This window comes from Pedobacter cryotolerans, from assembly GCF_005116475.1.
Lineage (GTDB): Bacteria > Bacteroidota > Bacteroidia > Sphingobacteriales > Sphingobacteriaceae > Pedobacter > Pedobacter cryotolerans.
Window position 1 is genome coordinate 63,633 of sequence record NZ_SWBO01000014.1, and the last position, 24,493, is coordinate 88,125.

Annotated in this window: 18 protein-coding genes and 1 tRNA gene; 4 read left to right on the top strand and 15 right to left on the bottom strand. The window is 35.4% G+C overall.

Annotated elements, in window-relative coordinates; genetic code table 11:
* The first annotated feature begins 4 nt into the window (after positions 1–4).
* Positions 5–2,119, top strand: coding sequence for a tetratricopeptide repeat-containing sensor histidine kinase (locus FA045_RS17355; protein WP_136878352.1), 2,115 nt, complete (start codon positions 5–7; stop codon positions 2,117–2,119).
* A gap of 6 nt (positions 2,120–2,125) precedes the next feature.
* A complete protein-coding gene (locus tag FA045_RS17360; protein ID WP_136878353.1) occupies positions 2,126–2,761 on the top strand; it encodes a response regulator in 636 nt (211 codons plus the stop codon).
* Positions 2,762–3,008: 247 nt separating this feature from the next.
* Here the strand turns inward: FA045_RS17360 and FA045_RS17365 are convergent, their stop codons facing one another.
* The 13 genes from FA045_RS17365 to FA045_RS17425 form a co-directional block, all read right to left on the bottom strand.
* Positions 3,009–4,190: an acyltransferase family protein gene (locus FA045_RS17365; protein WP_136878354.1), complete on the bottom strand. Its 1,182-nt coding sequence runs from the start codon at positions 4,188–4,190 to the stop codon at positions 3,009–3,011.
* A gap of 184 nt (positions 4,191–4,374) precedes the next feature.
* Positions 4,375–5,352: a PorP/SprF family type IX secretion system membrane protein gene (locus tag FA045_RS17370; RefSeq protein WP_136878355.1), complete on the bottom strand. Its 978-nt coding sequence runs from the start codon at positions 5,350–5,352 to the stop codon at positions 4,375–4,377.
* A gap of 1 nt (position 5,353) precedes the next feature.
* A complete protein-coding gene (locus FA045_RS17375) occupies positions 5,354–6,280 on the bottom strand; it encodes a T9SS type B sorting domain-containing protein (protein WP_136878356.1) in 927 nt (308 codons plus the stop codon).
* A 23-nt stretch (positions 6,281–6,303) separates the two neighbouring features.
* Entirely contained in the window at positions 6,304–7,047 is a 744-nt protein-coding gene (locus FA045_RS17380) for a hypothetical protein (RefSeq protein ID WP_136878357.1), read from the bottom strand.
* 19 nt (positions 7,048–7,066) lie between these two features.
* Positions 7,067–9,700, bottom strand: a complete 2,634-nt coding sequence (locus tag FA045_RS17385; RefSeq protein ID WP_136878358.1) for a DUF11 domain-containing protein — start codon at positions 9,698–9,700, stop codon at positions 7,067–7,069.
* 585 nt (positions 9,701–10,285) lie between these two features.
* Entirely contained in the window at positions 10,286–12,730 is a 2,445-nt protein-coding gene (locus tag FA045_RS17390) for a T9SS C-terminal target domain-containing protein (protein WP_205943182.1), read from the bottom strand.
* 92 nt (positions 12,731–12,822) lie between these two features.
* Positions 12,823–14,367, bottom strand: coding sequence for a pectate lyase family protein (locus FA045_RS17395; RefSeq protein WP_136878359.1), 1,545 nt, complete (start codon positions 14,365–14,367; stop codon positions 12,823–12,825).
* Positions 14,368–14,968: 601 nt separating this feature from the next.
* Entirely contained in the window at positions 14,969–15,415 is a 447-nt protein-coding gene (locus FA045_RS17400) for an Hsp20/alpha crystallin family protein (RefSeq protein WP_136878360.1), read from the bottom strand.
* 233 nt (positions 15,416–15,648) lie between these two features.
* On the bottom strand, positions 15,649–18,474 hold the full coding sequence (locus FA045_RS17405) for an FAD-binding and (Fe-S)-binding domain-containing protein (RefSeq protein WP_136878361.1): 2,826 nt from the start codon (positions 18,472–18,474) through the stop codon (positions 15,649–15,651).
* Positions 18,475–18,676: 202 nt separating this feature from the next.
* On the bottom strand, positions 18,677–18,871 hold the full coding sequence (locus FA045_RS17410) for a YtxH domain-containing protein (RefSeq protein WP_136878362.1): 195 nt from the start codon (positions 18,869–18,871) through the stop codon (positions 18,677–18,679).
* Between the two features lie 262 nt (positions 18,872–19,133).
* Positions 19,134–19,979, bottom strand: coding sequence for a hypothetical protein (locus tag FA045_RS17415; RefSeq protein WP_136878363.1), 846 nt, complete (start codon positions 19,977–19,979; stop codon positions 19,134–19,136).
* 122 nt (positions 19,980–20,101) lie between these two features.
* Positions 20,102–21,139, bottom strand: a complete 1,038-nt coding sequence (locus FA045_RS17420) for an NAD(P)-dependent alcohol dehydrogenase (RefSeq protein WP_136878364.1) — start codon at positions 21,137–21,139, stop codon at positions 20,102–20,104.
* Positions 21,140–21,358: 219 nt separating this feature from the next.
* Positions 21,359–21,814, bottom strand: a complete 456-nt coding sequence (locus FA045_RS17425) for a hypothetical protein (protein WP_169305090.1) — start codon at positions 21,812–21,814, stop codon at positions 21,359–21,361.
* Positions 21,815–22,005: 191 nt separating this feature from the next.
* On the opposite strand from FA045_RS17425, the gene FA045_RS17430 reads away from it, so the two are divergent.
* Together FA045_RS17430 and FA045_RS17435 are read left to right on the top strand one after the other, a co-directional pair.
* Positions 22,006–22,081 (top strand) — tRNA-Lys (locus FA045_RS17430).
* A 225-nt stretch (positions 22,082–22,306) separates the two neighbouring features.
* Positions 22,307–23,593 (top strand): site-specific integrase, encoded by a 1,287-nt coding sequence (locus FA045_RS17435; RefSeq protein ID WP_136878366.1) that lies wholly within the window; start codon positions 22,307–22,309, stop codon positions 23,591–23,593.
* A gap of 181 nt (positions 23,594–23,774) precedes the next feature.
* Here FA045_RS17435 and FA045_RS17440 read toward each other — a convergent pair whose 3' ends face one another.
* Together FA045_RS17440 and FA045_RS17445 are read right to left on the bottom strand one after the other, a co-directional pair.
* A complete protein-coding gene (locus FA045_RS17440) occupies positions 23,775–24,197 on the bottom strand; it encodes an ATP-binding protein (protein ID WP_225871376.1) in 423 nt (140 codons plus the stop codon).
* A 121-nt stretch (positions 24,198–24,318) separates the two neighbouring features.
* Positions 24,319–24,493, bottom strand: a 175-nt coding sequence (locus tag FA045_RS17445) for an ATP-binding protein (RefSeq protein ID WP_169305030.1), incomplete at its 5' end; no start/stop codon positions are given.

The window sequence follows — 24,493 nt, forward strand, 5'->3', positions numbered from 1 at the left end:
GAAAATGTTATTTTTAATCATGCTTTCTCCCAAAATACATCCCATCTTACTATTACTGGCAATCCTATCGATTGCCAGTAATGTCTGTGCTCAAAAACAGACTGCTATTGAACAACTGATTAATGCTAAAACATCACGGGCTAAATCTCTTATCTATTCTAATGCCAAGGAAAGTGCTCGAGTAGCAGACACGGTTATACAACTTAGTCGTAAACACAACAAGCCACTAAACGAGGCTACCGGATGGAATGTGAAGGGAATAATCATGTCATTTATCGGCACTCCCGATAGCGCATTAATTTATTTTGAAAAAACAGAACAAATTGGACTACGTATAAACGACAAATTAACTATTGCGAAGGCCAGGCAGAACAAAAATCTTCCATTATCGAAACTAGGCAAGTATGACCAAGCATTGCAAACCTGTTTAGAGGCGCTAAAGCTTTATCAAGAAATTGACAATAAAGCTAGTCAAGCGGGTTGTTTAGCAGACATTGGAAATATCCTTATCAGATCAAACAAAGCTAAGCAGGCTATAGCATATCTGCAGGATGCCATTGACATTGCAGAACAAATAAATGATGAGAGTTTAAAGCCAAATTTTTACAACTCCATTGCAGTGGCCTACCTTCAAACAGCACAGTATGCTCTAGCTAAACAAACCTATCAAAAAGCACTCCTACTTGCTGAGAAATTCAACCGTACAAATAACCAGATTTCCATATTGATGAATCTTGGTGATCTGGTTTGGCAAAGCGAAAGGGACGGAAAGTCTTCAACGGCCTATTACCTCAAAGCTGAAAAGCTGGCTATCGCTTACGGTGATGAATCCAAGCTCAGTGCTATCTACCAAAACTTGGGAAATATAGAAAGCGCTGGTGGTAACAACCAAGCAGCAATGACGTATGCCATTAAGGCACGAGACTTGGCAATCAAAACCCGAGATTTGGAAACACAAGAGCGCATTTTTAATTCTCTGGCCAGCTACAGCAGCAAGGCGAACGATTTTAAGCAGGCCTATCAAGCAGGGCAAATTCGGGATAGCCTTTACCGCATCCTATTTGATAAACGTGCAACGGAAAACATGAACGAACTCCAAACCCGTTATCAAACCGAAAAAAAGCAACACCAGATTGACCTACTGAATCGGCAGAACCAGATACAAGTTTTGCAGCTAACACAAAAAAACCTTCTGCTAGGTAACAATCAGCTTTTACTAACCAAGAACGAGCTACAGCTTCGAAATCAAAACCTAAGCCTTGCCCAACAGTACCGACAACTAGAAAGCAATAAGCTCGAATCAAAATCAAGAAGCCAGCAGCTGCAAATCTTAAATACAGAAAACAAACTTCAAAAACTCCAGCTTAAGGAACGCAATATTATTATAGCGGTGGCTGTATCGGTTTTAATACTCTTGATACTTTTGGGCCTATTACTTTATAACCGGTATAAGCTCAAACAACAACAAAAGCAAAATTTTCTGCAACAGCAGGCCGCCAGTGCTGTAATCTCAGCTGAAACTAATGAAAGAAACCGCATAGCAAATGAATTACACGACGGACTTGGCCAACTCTTTTCGGCTGTAAAACTCAATCTTTCGGGCATTAGCGAACAGCTAAGCTTCAAAGACCGCCAAAGTGAAGAGGTTTTTTATAAAACCATGGATATGGTAGACGAAAGTTGCAAGGAGGTAAGAGTTATTTCTCACCAGATGGCACCCAATGTACTGCTTAAATCTGGATTGGCTGCTGCGGTACGGGATTTTATCAGCAAAATAGATGATCGCCGGCTTAAAATAAATTTAGAAACCGTTGGGCTACAGCAAAGGCTTGGTCAGAACATCGAGGCGGTGCTTTATCGAGTTATTCAAGAATCGGTAAACAATGTAATCAAGCATTCGGGCGCCACTTCGTTAGATATACAGTTGAGCAAAGATGAGGATAGCATCAATGCGATGATTGAGGACAATGGGAAAGGTTTTGATACCAGCAAGCTTTCCCAATCCAACGGCATAGGTTTAAAGAATATTAAAAGCAGGGTAGATTTTTTGCAAGGAAATGTCGATTTTTCTTCAACGCCAGGCCAAGGTACCCTGATAGCTATTCACATCCCTATTTAAAATATAATGAACAATCATCACCAACATCGCATCTTTATTGTAGACGATCATCAGCTTGTTATCGAAGGCATACGCTCCTTACTTGCTGATGCTCCAAATTACCTCCTTTCTGGCTTTTCCCATTTGCCCTTGCAGGTACTTGAGCTGTTGGATGAAAATCCGACTGATATATTACTAACAGATATCAGTATGCCACTGATGAGTGGTATTGAACTGACAAGATTGGTTAAGAAGAAATTTCCTAGTATAAAAATAATTGCTATATCGATGCATAGTGAAGGAGTTGTTATTAAAGAAATGGTTGATGCAGGAATATCTGGTTATATCCTTAAAAATACTGGGCGGGCAGAACTCATAGAAGCATTAGACAGAGTTCGCAGCGGAGGTACTTATTTTGGAGAAGAAATTACTAGAGAAATTCTGAACAGTTTTACGGCCCGAGACCAAGAACAAAAGCTTACAAACAGAGAGATAGAAATTATTAAATTGATTAATGAAGAATATGGAAACAAACAGATTTCGAGTAAACTTTTTATCAGCGAGCGTACTGTAGAAACTCATCGAAAAAACATATTCAGAAAAACTAATACCCAATCAGTAGTAGGGCTACTAAAATACGCAGCGCAACATAAATTCATTTAGGTAAAAGCTCTAAAATAAGTCAACACATTTTTTCCAAGATTTGTATCGTATTATTTTAAGTTAATCAGAAACTGAATTAAGGTATGCATCAATAACCCATGTAATTAGAAGAAGAAAATGGGAAATGTATAAAAAATTACCAAAATTATTGATGCTATAAAAAAGCTGCATAAAAATTTATCCAGCACAGGCATCTCTATTAAAAGCTTTTATAAATCTTTATAAGCCAAAAGGTTAAATACTGGTGTTAACCTTTTGGTTTATTAGCCAAGCCTGGATTAAATAGGTTTTTTAAATTATTAAAGGGTACTTCTATTATATGCCAAGAAAGTATAGATAGCGTTATGGTTATAATTGAATAAATGATAAAACAACCTAATTGAGACGACATTATTTTAACTAAAAGAACAATATTATTGTCATGTTCTATAAAAAATTGAGGATATGTAAGGTTTAAATGCTCATAAATGAGATCAAACATTTTCCAAAAAACAACTGGTACTACCAGATGGTAGAGGTAAATACTGTAACTTATTTGCCCAAGAAAAAGCACTACTTTGTTTTCTAAAAATTTTTGCAATAAGCCCTTGTAACCAAAAATAGCCTTCTTAATCAGCATATAAGATATTATAGAGATAATAAGCCCATTAAATACAAAGGACAGGTAAAAAGAATTGGTTAAGATGATAATGAAACCAACCGGAATACCTATGAGCAACGAAACATGAAAGAACCTATCTATCAATCGTTCTTGTTCTTTGCTAATGGTAAACTTGAGTGCTAGAATGCCACCTATGGCAAAGGAATCTAAACAATATTGTGTGAGGATAGATTGAGGAAAGAAACCTGTTGTAGATTGATAAAAAATAGCTCTTAAAACAATACTTATAAGTGCAACAGCTATAAAGGTTTTGAGTAAATATTTATTCGGAATAAAAATGACAATCAATGGCCAAAAGATATAAAATTGCTCTTCAACAGCAAGTGTCCACAGATGAGAGGTAGCTAAAGGCCACTGTTCTGCAAAAAAAATATAATAATTTGCTAAGTAAGAAAAATAAGCCACCTCATGCTGTTTTAAATGATGACCTATACCTGGAATAATTAACACCAAGGCTAAGAACATATAATAGGCAGGGAAAATCCTGATCGTTCTACGAAAAAGAAAGAACAAAATGACCTTGATTTTCGAAAACTTCAATGTTACACTTTTATCTTTAGCAGACATCAAAATCTTTGTGATTAGATAACTGCTTAATACAAAAAAGAAATTTACAAATCCACCAAAAAAGTGGCTTACTTTATGTGAAGAGATGATAGGAAGCCAATGATAGCAAACAACAAATAATACTGCACAAAAACGTAGGCCATCAAGCTGGGGGTTGTATTTAATTACCCTCGGCGGCGTTTCAACGGAGCTAGTAGTCATTAATTAGAATAGGGATTGATGTTGCGCCAAAGATATAATTTTAATTGAACGGTAGTTATAGTTATTTAAGTTTGTGAATAGATTGTCATTTTAAATTAAATGAGCTTTTGGCAAAAATGGAAAATTTAGAATTAATACTTGCTTACTCAACCTTTAAAATATTTCATCAAAAAAATAATAGCAATTAAAAATAACAGAAATTTAACCTTCTCTCCTTTTCTGTAAAAAAATTCCAGCTTACAGAAATCTCGTGTGTTGAACCTGCATAACCGGCTAAATTACTCATGCTATGATCATAAGAATAACCTAACCTAAAACGTTGATTGATAAAGATTTCCGTCATACCGATAAGGGCGTTGCTACTATTGATGTTAGTTTGCAGATTAGGCTTTTCATAAAGCTTTATGCCAGTTCTGTAACCTACACCAAGCCAAACCATTTGTTTAAACAGAAAAAAAGCGTTTACATCTAGTACAGTAGGCCCTTTCAAATCATCCTTTATTAAAAAAAATGGCTTAAAATCGATAACATATTCTTCTATAGGAATTAATGCTCCGCCTGTTAAATAATAATGCGGTCTAGGAGTTGGAAAATTAAAATCTAAAGATTTTTTATCCAATATATACTTCCCTATCAAATTATTAACAGATGCACCTATATACAGATGAGGTGTGGAAAAAAATACGCCAACATTCATATCTGGCAGTATTTGTTTTACAGTTCCCACCGGAATGAAATTATCGCCCAAATCTCTTGGCTTTAACAGATCTCCATTTAAACCCGATTGCCTAACCCCAACACCAAGTCCTAATGCTAACTTTGAAGTTCCTTCTTCATTAATAGGGAAACGGTAAGCATAATTGGCAAAGATTGCAATATTTTTTTGAGCACCTAATTCTTCCGCATTCATTAATAACGACAAACCAACTCTCTCATTCGGCATAATGGCATCTGCAGCCAGAGAAAAACTTTTTGGCGCATCCTCAATACCAGTCCATTGGTTTCTGTAAGTTGCGTTAATATTTATACGTTCTCTAAAACCCGCATAAGCAGGATTAATGTAAATACCATTGAAAATATATTGACTATACTGTGCATCTTGTTGTGCAATACATGTGCCTGCATAGCTAAGCAATAAAATAAGTTTAATTAATTTCCACATCTTATTCTTTTATCAAAGTAATCCAACCAGTAGTACTTTTATCAGTTCCATCTTTTGCTTTAATTTTTAATAAATAATAATAAGTTCCTTCATTTAAACCATTGCCATTCCAATCATTTTTGTAAGCACCATTGCTTTTGTACACTTCATTTCCCCACCTATTAAATATCAATAAGTTATGGTCAGGATAAAGTTCTAAACCATCTATTTGCAAAACATCATTTTTACCATCTCCATTGGGGGTAATTACATTAGGCATCATTACTTCATTTATAATATCCTTCACATCTGTTGCTACATTATTGGCCAAATTAGGGTCGGGTTCAATAGCCGTTACTTTAACCGTATTTACTATTTTTCCAGCTTTTATAGCTGAAGTTTTAATTGACAATATCAATTTTTGATTATTTTCTAAGTATGGAATTTTCCAAGAGATCACTTGGTCAACCACGGTGATTTTTCCAATCGGTTCACCTATGGTGCCCATATATTTTAAGTTTATTGGTAGTTTATCAATCACTTCAATTCCTGTAGCTTTCATATTGCCATTATTTATTACTGAAATTTGATATTCAAAAGCCTCACCCGAACCTACAAATCGTGTTTCAGAAGCTTTGAGAACCTCAAGGTCTGCATATTCAACTATCAATAAAAACCCATCAGATAAATCTGATCTACATCCTTCTTTGCTTATCGAAACTACTTGATATAATCCTGCAACACTTGCGATATATACTGCAGCATTAGCATTTGGCATAGGCTTTCCATCTCGGTACCATTGGTACGAGGATAACCCAGCTTGATCACCTACTGCAAATTTAACCGTAGTACCCAGAGGGATTTTTACGACATTAGGTTTTGTTTGTGCAAATACCCAATTTAACTGCAGAATGAATAACGCCAGTAATATATACTGTTTTAAATTCAAACTAATGGTTGGTAAAAATCTAACTATTGGACAACAATTGTTGGTCTAACTGGCTTAGGGGTTACGGTAACAGTTTGAGTTGTAGCAGCTGTAACTTCACAGCCATTACTATCGCCCGATTTTAGCGCTCCTGTATTGCCTGTCGTTTTTACGTATTTTACTGTAGCATTAAACACATAAATTCCCGCATCAGTTGTATTTAAGGTAAATGTGTTTATGGCCGATTGTGAAGCTAAATCTGTTCCTATAGTAGAAATTGAAGGTACAGCGGCTGTGTTTTTTGTAGCAGTCCACACATAAGCATATTCTATACCATCAGGTAATGTTTGTGCAGGAGTTGTGGTAGCTGTTATTACAGAATTTAAACTGGCATCGCTACCGCAATAAGAAGCTATGCTTTTAGTTAGCGCCAAAGTTTTAGTTGGCAGTTGATAAACTGGAAAAGCATCAGACATATCTCCCCAACAGCCATCTTTTGATTTTATTCTATTCGTATAATTATGCACTCCTGCGCCAAGATTATTTGGAGTAGTAATGTTAGTTGTATTGGCTGTACCATTAAAAGTTTTAACATCGACTTCAACACCTTCTAAATACCAGTAAACTTGGTCGCCGTTAGTAAGCCCCACTTCTTCTGGAGTATGCAAATTGGCTGTTCCGCCGTCGCATAAATAAACTGGATAGTAAGTTTGCGCCTTACTCTTTGCATTTACACAAATGATGATGATAAATGCAGCTAAAATTGATTTGATAATTGTTGCTTTCACTGTTTGTAGGGATTTTTTATTAATTATTTAATTGAATATGTGCTTTTATTGGTTTAGGCTGAATGTTAACGGTTACCGATATATTTTTTGCTTGGCTACAGCCGGTAGATAAATCTTTAACAGAAGTAAGTTTGTAAATAAATGCACCGGTGTTGTTAAGTGAGATTGCTACGCTTGCCGTAGCTAAGCCAGACACAGTGCTAACCGTTTGTACACTAGCATTGTTAATACTATAACTAAATTCGTAAGCTCCAGAGCCGCCTGTGCCAATAAAATTAACAACAGGATTATCAGTTGCGTCTTCACAAATACTCAATGGGCCATTTGCAGTTGCATCTGCTAAAGTGTTAGCTCTAATAATTGCGTTTGTTTGCGTTCTATTTGTGTTTAGTGTTTTGATGTAAAACGTATGTATACCAGCTGCAGACAATGAACCACTTATGGTACGATTGCCAGCAACATCTTGTAAACTTAATGCTGTTGGCAACGCTAAGGTTTCAAATTGTGTTCCATCAGGAGATAAAGGATAAGTTATAGTAGCTATGTTGCTTCCTATACATACATCTTGTCCATTAATAGTATTATATTTAATGTTGTTGCACAAGCCAACACCAGACAAAGCACCATTTAAACACTCTTCATCTGCATCTACAGGACCCGCTGCATTATTGCCAGTAGCATCTGGATCGCTTAAATCAGCTGGTCTTAAAATACTTGCTTTGGCATTATCAAAAACTTGATTATAAGTACCTGTAAAGGTTGTAACTATAATAAAATCGATCGTAGCTTGATTAGGAAGATCTAATATTGCGTTATAGTTCTGCACTCCAGTAATAGGGTTATTGATCACTACACCTGTGGTCTGGTTAGCTGATATTACCGAATTAATTGTTAATCCTGTTGGTATAGAAAATGTAAATTTAGCTCCATTAGTTGCTGAAGGACCATCATTTTTAACTTTAACTGTATAAGTGATCATCTGATCAGAAAAGTATTTTGTTAAATCAGGGTTAATCGATTCTATTTTTAAATCAGCTTCGCGAATTTCGATATTAACCAATTGAGTTGTTTTACCACTTTCAATATAAGTCCATGTATCCATTGAACGTTGGTCTCCAAAATGATCATTTGCATTGTCATTATATCTACCAAACTTATGTCCATTGCTATTACTGCTAATTCCACTTAAGTTGGTTACAGGATCTGAACTATATCTACCAGCATTACCAGCGTTAGAAATATTGATATCATCCCAATAAACCTTATCGCTGTACTCTGATGGGTTGTTATTTAATGGATTAACATCATAATTAGTGTTATTTTCAATCAACTCTATGATAATCCCCTGTGGATTAATTTCCATGTCTAAATAAGGAAAATGAACTTCAGCCGACCTCAAGAAAGTTTGAACCAAGGGTGAAATTGGGCCTGGTTGTACAAAATTTCCATTACCATCTTTCACATCCCAAAATATTTCGTTGTAACCTGGCACTGCCGAGCCATTTATAATTCGATCTGCACCATTAACCAATGGAATTGTAATTTGATAACTACCTGATGAAGAAGACGTAAATGTAATTTTAGCTCCTTTATAGCTTAGTTTACTCTCCGTGCCTTCAATGCCAATAAATTTTAAATCTGTAATGATAGGCAAAACCGCATTTTTTTTAAGCCAAGTTGTTTGATTTGCGGCAGTTATAAACGCGGTTTCAGTTTCTGGCAAATCGGCATTTGGCTTGTTATAGAAAATTTTATGTGTTTTATTTAAAGCATCATCAAGTGTCCTTGGATCGTGAAGAGCAGAAAGAGCCGCCGCTGAAGATGAATTTAAACTTTTGTAAGTAGGCACGCCATTTACCGCAAAACCATTGTTGTTAGAAAAAAAAGTAAAAGCCCATCCATTGTTACCATTGGTTTGTACGCGATACGCCCTGCCATCTTCAGTAAGTATATAATTATTTACATAAAATCCTCTCTGACTACTTGTAAAATTATTATTGATACCAAGATTTAGTACGTTAGTATACACACGACCATTTAACCAACCTGTATTTGCAGTATTTTTTACCGAAACATCCCAAGCGGCTATAAAATTTGCATTTGCAGCAGTTGATTGGGTCCAATTGGCATTAGCAAAAATATTTGGGGCAGTTACATCAGAACTACTTCCATTGCCAACTGGAGCTAAAAATTCTACTTTCCACACACCTGCTAATGCTGTAGAAACCGAAATAACAATTGGACTATAACCAACTTCTGGTCCTTGTAATTCTGCCGTTCGGTTTGGAATATAACCTAAACCATCACTCCCATTATAAGAAATAATATTACCATTTGGAGCGGTGAGAATTATTTGCCCATTATTTACACCAATTGCACTTGATGAAACCGCAATTTTTTCACCAGCTTTAACATACACATAATGAGTACCTCTTGTTTTAAATGGATAACTAAGTGTAGAATTAGTTCCATCAATATTTGCATATAAAAACGCCCTATTACCTTGTGCTCCAGCAGGGTAAAGATCTTTACTGCCTTCTGCAAAGGTGTTTTGTGCAAAAAAAGAAAATAAAATAAAGAAAACTCCCCACAGCGGTAGCCGAGAAGTTAAAAACGATAGCTTCAATAAATTAAAAACCCTTAAGCTGTACATCCTTTAAAAATAAGATGCACAGCAAAAGCGTGACTTTTTTAAACCAAACATAATTTAGGGATATATGATTGAATTATTAGTTCTGCTTGCTAAAATAGGAACATTTTTTGATTGGGGAAATATTTTCTACACTTTGTAGAAAATATTTCTTCATTACTTTCAAATATGTAGAATGTATTACCCTAATATTAATTTATTAATAAAGAATTAATTACTTTTTATTCTTTATTATACTAATATTCAGATATTTATATGATTTTTGATAATTTATTTTAAAAGATTAAAATTTATCGTGCCAAAATTTAAATAAATTATTTTTTTTTTAAAATACAGCATCAAGATTTAGCTAAAAAATAATTATGTTTCAAAAGTTAATAAATTGATCTGTTGCAAATATTTAACAAGTATTGCATTGGTTGTTTTGAACTACGTAGCGCAGTAATACTAAAATGTGATGCATTAATGAAAACAACAAAATACAGTAAACTTAAGGCATAGTCCATAAAAAAAGAGACTGATCATTTTTAATTAATGATGCAGTCTCTTTTAAAAGTGAGTTTAATTTTTGAGTAATTGAAAAATGGATTATTTCGCTCCGATATAAAAATTAATTGTTCTTGTCATTGTGCTTCCATCTTGATCTTTAACCGAAAAAACTGCATTACCTAAACCCATTCTACCAGGGTCAAATTGAGCGATATTACCAGTTAATTTTACTTTACCATTAATTGAACTTTTAATCGTGTAAACTGGTTTAGCATCATAACCTTTAAACAATTTTGACACATCAAACTCTTGTGTTTTACCCATATTTAAAAAGTAATGCGGTTCAGCCATCCATTGTAAATAATCATCTAAATTAGTAAAGCCATCTTTATTCTCATCTGCATTGCAATCACTAAAATCTCCAGCTGCAGAGTTTACATTTAGTTTGTGTACAATTTCCAACCAGTTTGGCAAACCATCGCCATCAGTGTCCCAATTGCTTTCTCTTTTTACTGTCGGATATTCTTCTAAACCACCAACATCAGTTTGAGTATCAATCATTCCGGCTATACCGCTTTTACTACCTTTGTAAGTATAAGTCCCTTCTAATGTTTCTTTAATAATGCGTAAATCATGATCATCAAATACAGGTTGATTAGCGCCAACATCAGACAATACTTGCTTGTAAGCATTTTTAGCACTTTGGGTGGTTACATATGATGGGAAAAAAGCAGAATCAACATACGTTTCATAATTCACTTTTCCCTGTATTGCTCTACCTTTCTCCTGATTTTTTTCATCAAAATAACCTGGCATCACGTTTCCGGCAAAATAATAACGTTGCATACCTTTACCAACCCCTTCATGTTGTGCTTTTAAAGCATGAAATACTTCGGTTGCTTTACCTGGTTTATAATAATTGTTTACAAAATTTACTTCATTAGCACCGCCATCAGTCGTTCTTCTTCCCCAATTGTAAACCACGTTATTTCTTATATCTAATTTACCTCCATATTCACCATTTCCATTTAATCCACCTCCAATACTCCAGTTTCTGCCATAATTATGCGCTAATAAATTATGATGAAAGCTACCAATATCACCACCTATTGTAGCAGCATAACCATGCATTTTACCTTTTTCATATTTACCATGATCGGCAACATTTAAGGCTTCTGAAATTAAGGTATTTTGTAAAGTAATATGATGTGCACCTCTAGAGCTAAAAGCCTCGTCAATTGTCCAACTGATAGAACAATGATCAATAATACTATGGTTGGCTCCTGTTAAGCCCATGCCATCATAAGTTCTACCAGCACCAACCCTCACTCGTAAAAAACGGATCATCCCATCATTACCAGTTAAACCTATTGGTGCAGCTGTAATGGTAATCCCCTTACCTGGTGCTGTTTGCCCAGCAATGGTAATATAAGGCTGGTTAACTACTAAACGCGACTCTAATTTGATTACACCACCAACATCAAAAACTATAGTTCTTGGGCCTATTTCATTATTTACCGCTTCACGTAAACTACCCACTCCGCTATCATTTAAATTAGTAACATGTACAACTTTACCACCACGACCACCTCTTGCAAAACGCCCATAACCTTCGGCACCAGGAAAAGCCAATTGCGCAGGGCGGAAATACCATACTTTACCTTTCGTAATATTACCACTTTGATCTTGCTCATCAATACGCCAAAAATAGGTTTCCATACTGTATAAATCTTTAATTGGGTATGTGGTATCAGTTTGTGTGCCCTTAAATTCTGGCGCAGTGCGATTGGCTTTCTCCACAGCATTTTTATCTAAACCAAAATAAACATCATGTGATTTTACATTTGCTGCTGCTGTCCATTTTAAAGTAATATTGCTACCTAAATTTACATGCTCATCTGCATCTATTGGTATAGGCATTTTGGCCTGCTTAGCTAAATTAGGGGTATTTAATTCAAAGCCATTGAGAGAAAAACTTGCACCTTCATTTGCCTGATAGCGAATTACAACCGGAACGCCTGATTTGACTTGAAAAGTAAGATAGGCCAGCTGTGCTTTGGTGGTATGTTCGGCTCTTGTACTTGGCGATAATTTATCTATAGCTAATTTTCCATCAACGTAAATAGCCATTTGGGTTGGTACTGCAGCTGTGCTTTGGCTAAAAGAATTGTGAAAACTCAATAATGTGTGAATACCTTCTTTTAAACCATTAATAGTTAATTCAACAGGAACTTTAGTCGTAATTCCATCGTTAACTAATTTAGCATAAAACGGGGCTTGTACACCTGCCTTATACCAATCTGAAGTGAAATTTCCCTTTAGGCTAAACTGAATACCATCAATAGTTTTCTGTGCAACTGTACCGTTTGATATAGGCCATGAAATATAACCCAATTCATGTACTTCTGCCTCGTTTCTGCCACTAAAATTTAAATCAACTTTAACGACTGGTTTTTGTGCGTAAAGAGCTGAGCTAAATAGCGTAAGCGCTAAACAACTGGTTAAAAATTTATGATTAATATATCTTTGAATTGTTTTTTGCATGTTTCTTTTGGAATTATTCAATTCCATTTTTAAGTGTAATTATTCTTATTTGAGAGAAATAATGGCTCAAAGTTTAATTTTAGCAAAGATAATTAGCTAATTTGATCAACGTTATTGGCTAAGTTACGGTAATTGATTTTTTCTTTAGGGTTTGTTCCGTTTAAAAACTCTTCAACATTGGTATAGCCATCACCATCAGCATCTAAAGCTCCATCTTTTGCATTTTTAGGATCGAGACCGTGTTTAATTTCCCAAGCATCTGGCATCCCATCTCCATCGGTATCAAGTGCCACATCAGCTTTGCTAAACGTTAAATTTGGATAACCACCAACCTCTGCAACATCTTTAATAATCCCTGTGGCTGTAAGGGTTTTACCACTTCTAACCATTTCTACTACTCTTGTATCAACAGCATCTCTTTTAGGTAAAGTTGCTCCTGCTTTTGCCAACACAGATTCATAAGCAAGCTCAGCTTTTTGATGTGGCGCTACTGGCCAACCTTCAAATGGTGTATTTACACGGGCTAAATTTTGTCCAACTGTTGCTTTAGGATCCGTTTTCAATCGCATTCCTTTCCAATTGTCTTGAGTAATTTCGGCATTATTGTCCATTATATTTCCAGCTACATACCATTTTCCTGGTCGATTTGCTTCTTTGGCATACCAGCCACCTTCGGCCCATGCACTACCTGGAGAATACATGCTACGTTCTTCAATACGAGCAAAAACGGCTTGCATATCTTTATTTGTTGCCGGACCAGCTTTATAATAATTGTTAATGAGATTTACCATCGAAGTTTCGTCACCACCATCCATAGTACGGTGGCGCCAATTGAAAACTACATTGTAACGGTAATCGAAAGGACCAGACATACCAATCGATGGATTACGAGCGGTATTACTGGCAAAAAGATTATGGTGAAAAGTAGAAGGATTACCACCCCAAGTTCCGCCAAAAGCATGACCTTTAGCATCTAAAGCCTCACTAGAAATTGTCCATTGTATGGTTACGTTTTCTGCAGCATCTTTAATTTGAGTTTTACCATCTAATGATGGTCTCATGTGTCTGTAAAGTGAGATATTTTCATCCATTCCCCAACTGGTTGAGCAATGATCAATAATGATGTGATGGTGTGGATTTCCACCAATGTTATCATCCCCCTGCCCGCCCATAGGCACACCTCTACGTACACGAAGGTGTCGGATAATTACGTTGTTAGTATTAATATTTAACGTTCCGGCGATACAAATACCATCGCCAGGTGCCGATTGGCCAGCTATGGTAAGATCGGGATGATCTATATTTAAATCTCCTTGAATTTTTATAGTCCCAGCAACCTTAAAAACTACAATACGTGGCTCTTTTGCCTCTACCGCTGCACGAAAACTACCTGTACCACTATCGTTTAAATTAGTAACTGCAATAACTTTACCGCCACGGCCACCCGTTGTAAACATACCACCACCCCAAGCACCAGGGAATGCAGGAATTGCACCCTCGGGTAAACGAGGCGGATGAGGTGGAATTTGGCCAACTTCAGGAGTTATATTTAAATTTTGAGCGGCAGCTATATCAGTTAAAGAAATAAAGGCAAAACATAACAGCGTAGCAATGCTTAATTGATAAGAAATTTTCATACAAATTGGGTGATTGGATTTATTTTGGTTAGCAACAATAATTTAAATATAAAAAAAGCATTCGTGAATAAATGTAATATTTGTGTTAATAGCTCATTTATTGCAAAAAGAAATGATGGATTTAAAATTTACAATACCACTCAATTGGCAATATTAGTTGTATTTTCATTTTACCAAACACAATAGAATGTGACAAACACTATACTAAGGAAATTACTGACCCTAGCTTTAATAATAATTAAGCTATTCTGGGTTGGTGTTTAGTTGTTGATGATTTTAAACGAGAGCTTATTGATCCAAAAGCTATAAATTGGGGTTATTTCAAAAAAAGCATAAAGCTGTACCGTAATTGATTTTAAAGATTGACCCCCCCCTATTAAGCGCATTACAATACCCAGTCTATTGACCTAATTATTTAATCCTTTATAATTTAATTGTTTATTAAAAATAAGTTTTGTCATTCAGATCCGCCGCGGCTAATCTGGATGACAAAACAAGCTAAATTTTGCGTCATTTATATTGATTTTTATAAAAAAATTAACCCTGAAAATGACGAAACCACCAAATTTAATTTTTTAGAATTTTTAATTCTGATACAATCTTAACCAATCGAGATTTGACGGCTGGTCATTTTTGCTTCCTCTTTTTTAGGAATTTGGATAAGCAGAATACCATCATTATACTTTGCTTGAATATGATGTTCATCGGCACTGTCTGGCAGAGTAAATGAACGCGTAAAAGAGTTATAACTAAACTCTCGTCTGCTGTAGTTTTTATTATCGTGCTCATTTGACTGCTCTTTTTGCACAACTATGCTGAGCAGCTTACGCTCCAGATTTACCTTAAAATCTTCTTTTCTTAAACCTGGTGCTGCCAACTCAATTTGATACTGATCTGCTGTTTCTGAAATATTTACCGCTGGCACCAAAGTTACCTCACGACCAGCAAAAAAACTGTCGGTAAAAATTGAATCGAAAACATGGTTAATTGATGGCACTAAACCTCTTTGATTGTTGTTTTTGTCTGCATTAAATTTAACTAGTGTCATTGGTTTTTCCTCCTTTAATTTTTGTTAATGATTTAAACTATGATTAATTAAAATGAGATTTACGATCTCGTTGAATAAACAACAACCCTTATGCCAAGCCAGCAAAGCCCAATTTTTACTGAAAATATTTCAGGCAAAATGAAAAAAATTCAGTTTGGCTTTGACATTTTTTCATTTGCGAAGTAGATGGACACTTGAGCAAGCTATGTATCTATATGGTATTTAATAATTAACTAAACGCACTCATCCAATAAGTACAAAATAGATTCGTAGTTTTTGCCCACCGCTTCAGATAAAGCAATTTCGCAAGTTTTGCCACTAGAATAATAACCAGCATATTCTTTTTGGTTCACCTCTGTGGCTTCTGGTTTGGTAGCGGAAGCAGTAAGCTCGGGGAATAAAAATCCTCTATCGCCTGCCATTCCGCAACAGCCCGCATTAACTGGCACATTAACTTCATCGGCCAGATGCCTAGCAATACTAACAAATTTTGCCTCTAAACCCATTTTTTGAAGGGAACAAACTGGATGTAAAGTTATCTTATCTTTCTTTTTAGCAATGCTGATGTTTGGCAATAAATAGTTTAAAATATAATCTACGCTATCAATAATCTGCATCGCATCAAATTTTTGCTTGTTCTCGGGGCTCAGTGCATGTCCACAATCTTGTAAGGTTAAAGTACAAGAACTAATATCCAAAACTATAGGCAAAGCACCATGATTGCTCCACTCCCACATTTTCTCAACTGTATCATTTACTGTGTGTTGATATGCACTACTGAAACCCTTTGATGAGAATATTTGTCCGCAACAAGTACCAGAAATATCTTTAGGAATAGTGAAACCAACATTCGCTTTATTAGAAATACTCACAAAAGTTTCGATGATATTTTTCTTATCTGCTGCAGCGCCACCCATTACCCTCGATATACAAGTTGGATAATAAACTACAGTTGCTTTGTTGGTAGAAATTTTATCCGATAGGTAATGATTAAAATTTTTGGTTGGATGAATTTGATTAGACCAGAGCGGCATTGCAGGAACAACTTTTTTAACTGTTCGGGTGAAATTCAACATCGCATTTTTGCCAAAAACCTTGTTAAATATAGTGGCCGATTTAATACCTACACTAACAATTTGCGTTATAGGTTTAAAGTTTTTAGCAACTTTTAAGGCTACTCCATTTGCAAATGCGCTGTGATTTTCTCTTCTTAATCTTTTTACCAAAGAGCCTGTGTTAATATCAACCGGACAAGCAGTAGCACACAATCCATCAACCGCACAAGTATCTAAACCATCATATTGGTACTGATTTAAAAGCTCCTTGTAAGGTGCTGTTTCGCCTTTTCTTTTTAAGCTCAATAACTCACGCCTAACTACAATTCTTCTTCTTGGCGTAAGCGTAATATTGCGGCTCGGACATTTATATTCGCAAAAACCGCACTCCATGCATTTATCTACTTCTTCCTCAACTTTTGGTAAATCTTTTAAATTTTTAATGTGAGCGTTTCTATCATCGTTGATAATTACACCTGGATTTAATAAGTTTTGTGGGTCGATAACGCTTTTTAAACGTTTCATGATTTGGTAAATCTCATTACCCCATTCAGTAGCTACAAATGGTGCCATATTTCTACCAGTGCCATGTTCGGCTTTTAAAGCACCTTTATATTTATCCACCACTAAAGCAACAACTTCCTTTAAAAAGCTATCGTAACGTGTAATTTCTGTTGCCGTATCAAATGCCTGTGTTACCACAAAGTGGATGTTACCATCTTTTGCATGACCGAAAATAATAGCATTATCGTAACTGTATTTTTTAAACAATTGTTGAAGATCTAAAATGGCATCGCCCAAACGTTCTACCGGCACTGCGATATCTTCTAAAATTACGGTTGTACCACTTGCCCTCACCGAACCTACAGAAGGGAACATCCCTTTTCTCACTTTCCATAAAAATGCTTGCTCATCAGGATCTGCCGTAAAACTAGGCATTTCTAATAACGACAGATCTGGTGCTACCGATAAAAAGTTAGCAGCTTTAATTTGCAACTCTTCTACGCTATTTCCTTGATATTCAACGAGCAAAGCTGATGCAGTTGAAGAAAGTGTTTTGATGATTGAAGGTACACCCTTCATCAATTCTATTGAACGTAAAGATGCTCTATCCATTAATTCTACAGCCTCTGCACCAGAATTACTTAGCGGAACAATAGCCCTACAAGCTGCGTAAATATCTTGAAAATACAGCAATGCGGTAGACTTAACAGGATAATCTGGAACTGTATTTAAAACAGCTTCCGAAATAAAACCTAAAGTTCCTTCTGCACCAATTAACACATGTGCTAAGATATCAAGCGGTTCTTGATAATCAATAAATGCATTTACTGCGTAACCAACAGTGTTTTTGGTTTTATATTTATGTCTAATTAAATCGAACAGCGTAGCATCACCTAAAATTTGTTGGCGAAGCGTGGCTATTTCATCGTAAATTTCTGCACATTCATTTCGGAAACTCGCATAATCAGCTGAGTTTTCTGTACTATAACATCTACCGTTTGGTAAAATAAATTTAATGTATTTAACCGTATGATAAGAGTTCTTACTTACGCCACAGCACATTCCACTAGCATTGTTAGATAAAATACCGCCCATCATAGCCGAGTTGATGCTTGCTGGATCTGGACCTATTTTTTTGCCGTATTTTTTAAGTTCGCTATTTACAATGGCTCCAATAACGCCAGGATGCACCCTAACGGTTTCACCTTTATCTTCTACCCTTACAAAATTCCAATGCTGACTTAAATCTACCAAAATGCCATCAGAAACTGATTGACCAGACAAACTAGTACCAGCAGCACGAAAAGTAACTGGTATTTGGTGTTGATGTGAAAATTTAAACAACGAAATTACTTCTTGATCTGAAACTGGCTGTACAACTGCTTTAGGACGGAGGTAATAAAAACCTGCATCTGAAGCAAAGGATACTACATCTATTAATCTGTCTTTAATGCGATCTGAAGGGATAATTTCGGCTAATGATTTTCCTATGGTAGACATGTATGTTATCTTTTGATGTGGATAAAATCGAACAATATTTTTCTATCATTCAATTTTAATTCTAATAAATCAATTTAATCGGTCGATTTATAATTTATCCCAAATATATAACATCTAGTAGCAGAATAAAACCTCAGCTTCAATTTTGAAACAAAAAAAAGAGGCTACAACTTGTAACCTCTCCATTTTTTATTATCATTTCCTATCTAGGTAAATCATCCGTCATGTATTTAGCTTCAAGGTCTTCTTTGTAGCCTTTTGCTTTTTCAATCCATTCAGGTGCTTTTTCCTTTAAATCATCAACCATCGTTCTTCCGGTTAATTCATTTGGCTTGGTAACGTATTTGTAAGCGCCATATAAAGCTGCTCCAATTAATGCTGTTCTAAATAATCCCATGGTATATGTTTTTAATTTTTATAACAAAACGCAATTGCTAAACAATTGTTTTATTAAATATAAATTCTATTAACCTGAGTACGATTATTGTTATCGTTTTATAACACCCCGGTCTGCGACCACCCTCCGACGTGTCGGAGGGAATTACGACCTCCATTCCCCTCCTTTGGAGGGGTGCCTGAAAGGCGAGGTGGTTAAAACCGCAATAAACTGCTTATATGAAGTCCAATTACAGATTAATAATCGAACTCAGGTTATTAAGCTATTTTACCCTATGGTACACTTTTTTAGTTGAGCCACTTGTTAGCATCATCCTGTTTGCTTCTGCATAAAAATTAACAGGAGCTTTTTGTTTAGTTATTGGGTTAACAAGGTACAAAATTTTACCTACGGTGTACCATTCCATTTTTTGCACCGAGCCTGGTTTTGCACTTTCAATCGTAATTCCATTAGATCCACCAGCACTTTTACCTGTCCAAATAGCAGCAACACCATTAGCATCTAACTTTACAAAATAATCTGTAGCAAACGAAGTATAGAATTCTCCGCTACCACTGCTTAATACTTCTGTATTACGCCAAGTACCGATTAGCATTGGATTTTTGTTTGTATTTGCTGTATTTGTTATTGTTGTTGTTACCTTGTTTAGGATCAAATTAACCAACTGATTATTTTGCTCGGGAACAGTGAATGAAAAATCGAGCAACTCTCCTCTTCTTTCTGCTTTAAAATTATAGGCTTTACCTGTTTGGTCTTCAACAATTTTACCAGTACAAATTAAATTTCTTACACTGCCGTTAATTTTTGCTTGTTCACCGTTCATCAGAAATGTACCTGTTACAACATCGGCATTTGCCGATAAGGTGATGAAAATCTCCTTTTCTTGATAAGTTACCGCATAAGATCCAGCGAAATTATGAGTTTGTTTTTTAACAATGGCTGTATTTTTTTTTACTTGGGTAACTTTAGACTTTAAAATAACCACATTTTTAGTGGTTACTTTTGGCTTAACCTGACCCTGTGCAATATGAGTTTCAGTGCAGGTAACTATACACAAAAGCATCAGGTACAGAGGGAAACTTGAAAGTGTTTTTTGAATGATCAGCATAAGATTAATTTATTAATCAAATATCAACAGCGCAAACTGATTATCCTATACCTGAATTGGGTGAAAAAAAAAGCTATCCGAACTTGGATAGCTTTTAAAATAATTTTAGGAGATAATGCTAATTAAAGAGTTGCAATATCAATCACAAAACGATACCTCACATCACCTTTAACCATACGCTCATAAGCAGTTGTAATATCTTTAATATCAATTAACTCGATATCAGATACGATGTTATGTTCTGCACAAAAATCTAACATATCTTGAGTTTCGGCTATGCCTCCAATACCAGAACCCGCTAAACTTTTACGACCACCAATTAAAGAAAATGGATGAATTGCGTATGGAGCTGGCACACCAACCACAATGTGCACCCCATTGGTACGCAATAAGCCTAAATACAAGTTCATATCATGATCTGCAGAAACTGTATCTAAAATAAAATCGAAGCTTCCTCTTACGGCATCCAGTTGTGCTTTATCTTTTGTTACCACAAAGTGATGTGCACCTAATTCTTTAGCTGCTGCTTCTTTACTTGGCGAAGTACTTAAAACCGTAACCTCTGCACCAAAAGCAACCCCAAATTTAACAGCCATGTGTCCTAAACCACCTAAACCTAAAACAGCTAATTTATGTCCTTTGCCAACTTTCCAATGTCTAAGTGGAGAATAAGTGGTAATACCAGCACATAACAACGGAGCAGTTGCTGCTAATGGCAATTTTTCAGAAATATGTAATACAAACTCTTCTCTCACTACGATATTGTTCGAGTAACCACCATAGGTAGGTACTCCATCTCTGCCTTTGTTGTTGTAAGTTTGCGTATTTCCATCTTCACAATACTGTTCTAAATCAGCTTTACAGTTTTCGCAAACCTGACAAGAATCTACCATACATCCCACACCAGCTAAATCGCCTACTTTAAAGTTTTTAACGTGATCACCTACTTTAACAATTTTACCTACAATTTCATGTCCTGGTACCATAGGGAATAAACCCGGAAACCAATCATTTTTAATTTGGTGTAAATCACTATGGCAAACCCCACAAAATTGAATTTCAATTTGTACGTCGTGGGCGCCTACATCTCTGCGTTCAAAATCCCAAGCAGTTAAATCCGACTCTGGAGATTGTGCAGCATATCCTTTTGATTGTATCATTTTTTTAGTTTAATATTTTAACGTAAAGTTAATGGATTGGCAATTTAATTTTTATGTACTATAAAATTATGGCTAAACGATTACACAGTATTATTTTTTTGCCTTGGTTTTAGGCACGCAATTGGGAACCTTTTTGCCAGCTTTAAGTTTTGTGCCTACCCTTTTGTAGTTTTTCCAGCAGGGATTAGATTTTGATCTTTTCTGTGCCATATTCAACATTTAAGGACTAACTGTTTCTATTTGATCTCTCTCATCATCTTCTTCCTTTTGCACCGTTTCATCTCCATTTTCAGAATTATCTCCGTCACTTGCATTTTCAATAGCTGTTACTTCTTCTTGCACCACTTCATTTTCGTTAGTATTTTCTTCGTCCTTATCACCGCTATTATCTGCTGTAGGCTTTACTTCATCTTCACTTTCCGATGGATTTACTGCTTTTTCCTTATCAGGAACAACGGTTTCAATCTCCGCAGTGCCTTCATCCTCCTTTTTATCTTCTGTTGCTACAGATTGATTTTCAGCAGCTTCTTCTTTATCACCTTTAGGCTTTTCCGTTTCAGTTGTTGGAACTACATTTTTTTCTGTATCTGGCGTAACAGTTTCTATTTCCATCTGTACTTGATCAGTAGGTTTTGGGTTTTCATTAACTTTACTTTCATTTTTAGAATTTTCCATAGCTTTAAGTTTTATTCTAATGAAATATAAAAAAGCCATAAATTGTTTGATTGGTTAAATAAGATGAGAATTTTTTGTGCTTATTTACAGGGCTTTACAGTTAAATATTATTCTATTTTATAATTTCTCAAAAATAATTGGGCAAATAAATTTTAATTTCTATATTTGCACCTCCTTAAACAAAAGGAATTGATTCCGTAGCTCAGCTGGTAGAGCATTACACTTTTAATGTAGTGGTCCTGGGTTCGAATCCCAGCGGGATCACCAAAGGCGCAAGAAATTGCGCCTTTTCTGTTTAAAAGATATTGTAAACCGCGATTCTGAAAAAATAATAATTCATTTCAAACCATCTTAAACCATACAAACTGGTGCCCTAACTGGTGCCCAATTGTAATCGGTAAATTTGGGCACCAGTCATACCAGATCAAATTGATTTAAAGCGCTGAAGAACAATCTGAAAACAAATAAAATGTTTTACTAAAAGATTGAGAAATGAAAAGTAACCAAACCCTAAAAATCCTATTCTGGCACCGTAAATCAAAAGCCGATTCAAAGGGCCTTGCTCCTATTATTTGCAGGATTTCTATTGATGGAAATTATGCTGAATTTTCAACATCCCAAAAAGTACATGTTGAGGACTGGAACGTTGAAATGAAAAAAGTAATGAGGTCAACTGATTCTAAGAAAATTAATTCAGCCCTTAACCACATTGAAAGCTCACTCGAAGTTAATTTTAATGTATTAAAAACCCAGTATGATTCTGTTAGCCCATTAATGCTAAAAAACATTTACCAAAACGTTCCTATTGAAAGCAAAAAGAATGAGGTAAAAGAGCATAAAATACCTTCATTATTAGAATTAACTGAAATCCATATTAAAGATTTCAGCGAGTTGGTAGAGAAGAAAATACGATCAAAAGAGACATTAAAACAATGGAAAGCCACTCAAAAGAAGATTGTTGAGTTTTTAAAGTTTGAATTTAAGGTTACAGATCTTAGCTTATCAGCTATTGAATACTCCTTCGCACAAAAATTCTACAAATATCTTGCTGTAAAAAGAACTCCAGCGTTGCAAGATGCCGCTACAATGAAACAGATTAAAAATCTAAAACAGCTCTTAAATATAGCAGAAGCAAACCTGTGGATTCCTAAAAATCCAATTGCAAAATTCAAATGTGGGTCAGAAGATTCAGAGATAATACCTCTTGAAATTTTCGAGGTAGAAACATTATGGAGAAAAAAGATTGGTATTGAACGCTTAGCTAAAGTTAGGGATGCATTCATTTTCCAATGCTTTACAGGATTTGCCTATCAGGATATTTATAATTTAAGTAATGAGCATATCGTATGCGTTGGATCAGAACATCAACCGTGGTTGGTAAAGGAACGAGGAAAAACAAAGGTTACAGAGATGGTTCCAGTACTTCCTATTGTTGGTGAACTAATAAAAAAGTATAAAAAACATCCTTATTGTAAAGTACATAATCGTTTAATTCCAGTAAACAGTAACTTTAGGTATAACGTCTATTTAAAAGAACTATCTGATATATGCAAGATTGGAAGACCGCTAAATAGTCATCTTGCACGACATACATTCGCAGATATTATGTTAAATGTTCTGAATTTTCCATTAGAGGATGTAAGCAAAATGTTAGGTCACAAAAATATTCGCACTACTCAAAGATATGCCAGAGTGAAGAAAAGCAGGATAGGTAAAAAAATGAATGAGGCAAAAAGTATATTATTTGATAATGCAGGAGAATTGAGAAAAAGTTTTTAATATACCAATTAGATACCGATCAGTAGGAGTACTTTGAACATTTTGTCTCGTGCTAGAATTACTTGTAGTTGAGTGTTAATTCTAGAAATAGTTTACAAAAATTAATTATGTTGAATTGAAATTGCAACAAATACCATATTTTGAACATGACCAAAGATTAATTGATGAAAATTTAAAAGCTTTAAAAAACCCTTGGAGTAACTGAATTTGGTTTGATATCTGGCTTTATTATCTTCAAAACAATTGGCATAGGAAAGTCAACACCTGTTAACATTGCTTCGCCTGAACTTAGGATTGGTAGAAAAGCTAATGCAGATTTATTTGCTTCTGAACATGCATACTCTATTGCTTCCCTATCCTGTTGATTGATTAATCGATGTACAATAAAAGTACCCATTTGGCTCAAGACACCTTTGGGTATATCCCTGGGCATTTGAGTAGAAAGCACCAAAAATAAACCATATTTCCTGCACTCTTTGGCTATCCTGTCATAAGCATCCAACTCAACCTCGATAGAATATTCGTCCTTAATTTTTTTATCAAGAAATAGGTGTGCTTCGTCTAAGAATAATAGGAGGCTTTTCTTTTTGTCTGTATCTTCCACTGTATATTTCGGAGAAACTGACCATGTGATTCCGTGGCAAACTGACCACCTAATTTGCTGGCGAACGAACGTTGCAAATGCTATAGAAGCGTTAACAAAAGTAGTTATTTAAAGTTGTTTTTTATTGGAAGCTATTTTCTTGCACAGGCACCCTTTTCTTCCGCATTGATTCTCCCTTGAGTTCAATACGGTTGGCATCATGAACAATCCTATCCAATATTGCGTCGGCAATGGTTTTTTCACCAATCACTTCATGCCATTTGCTTACTGGCAGCTGTGAGGTAATGATAAGTGAG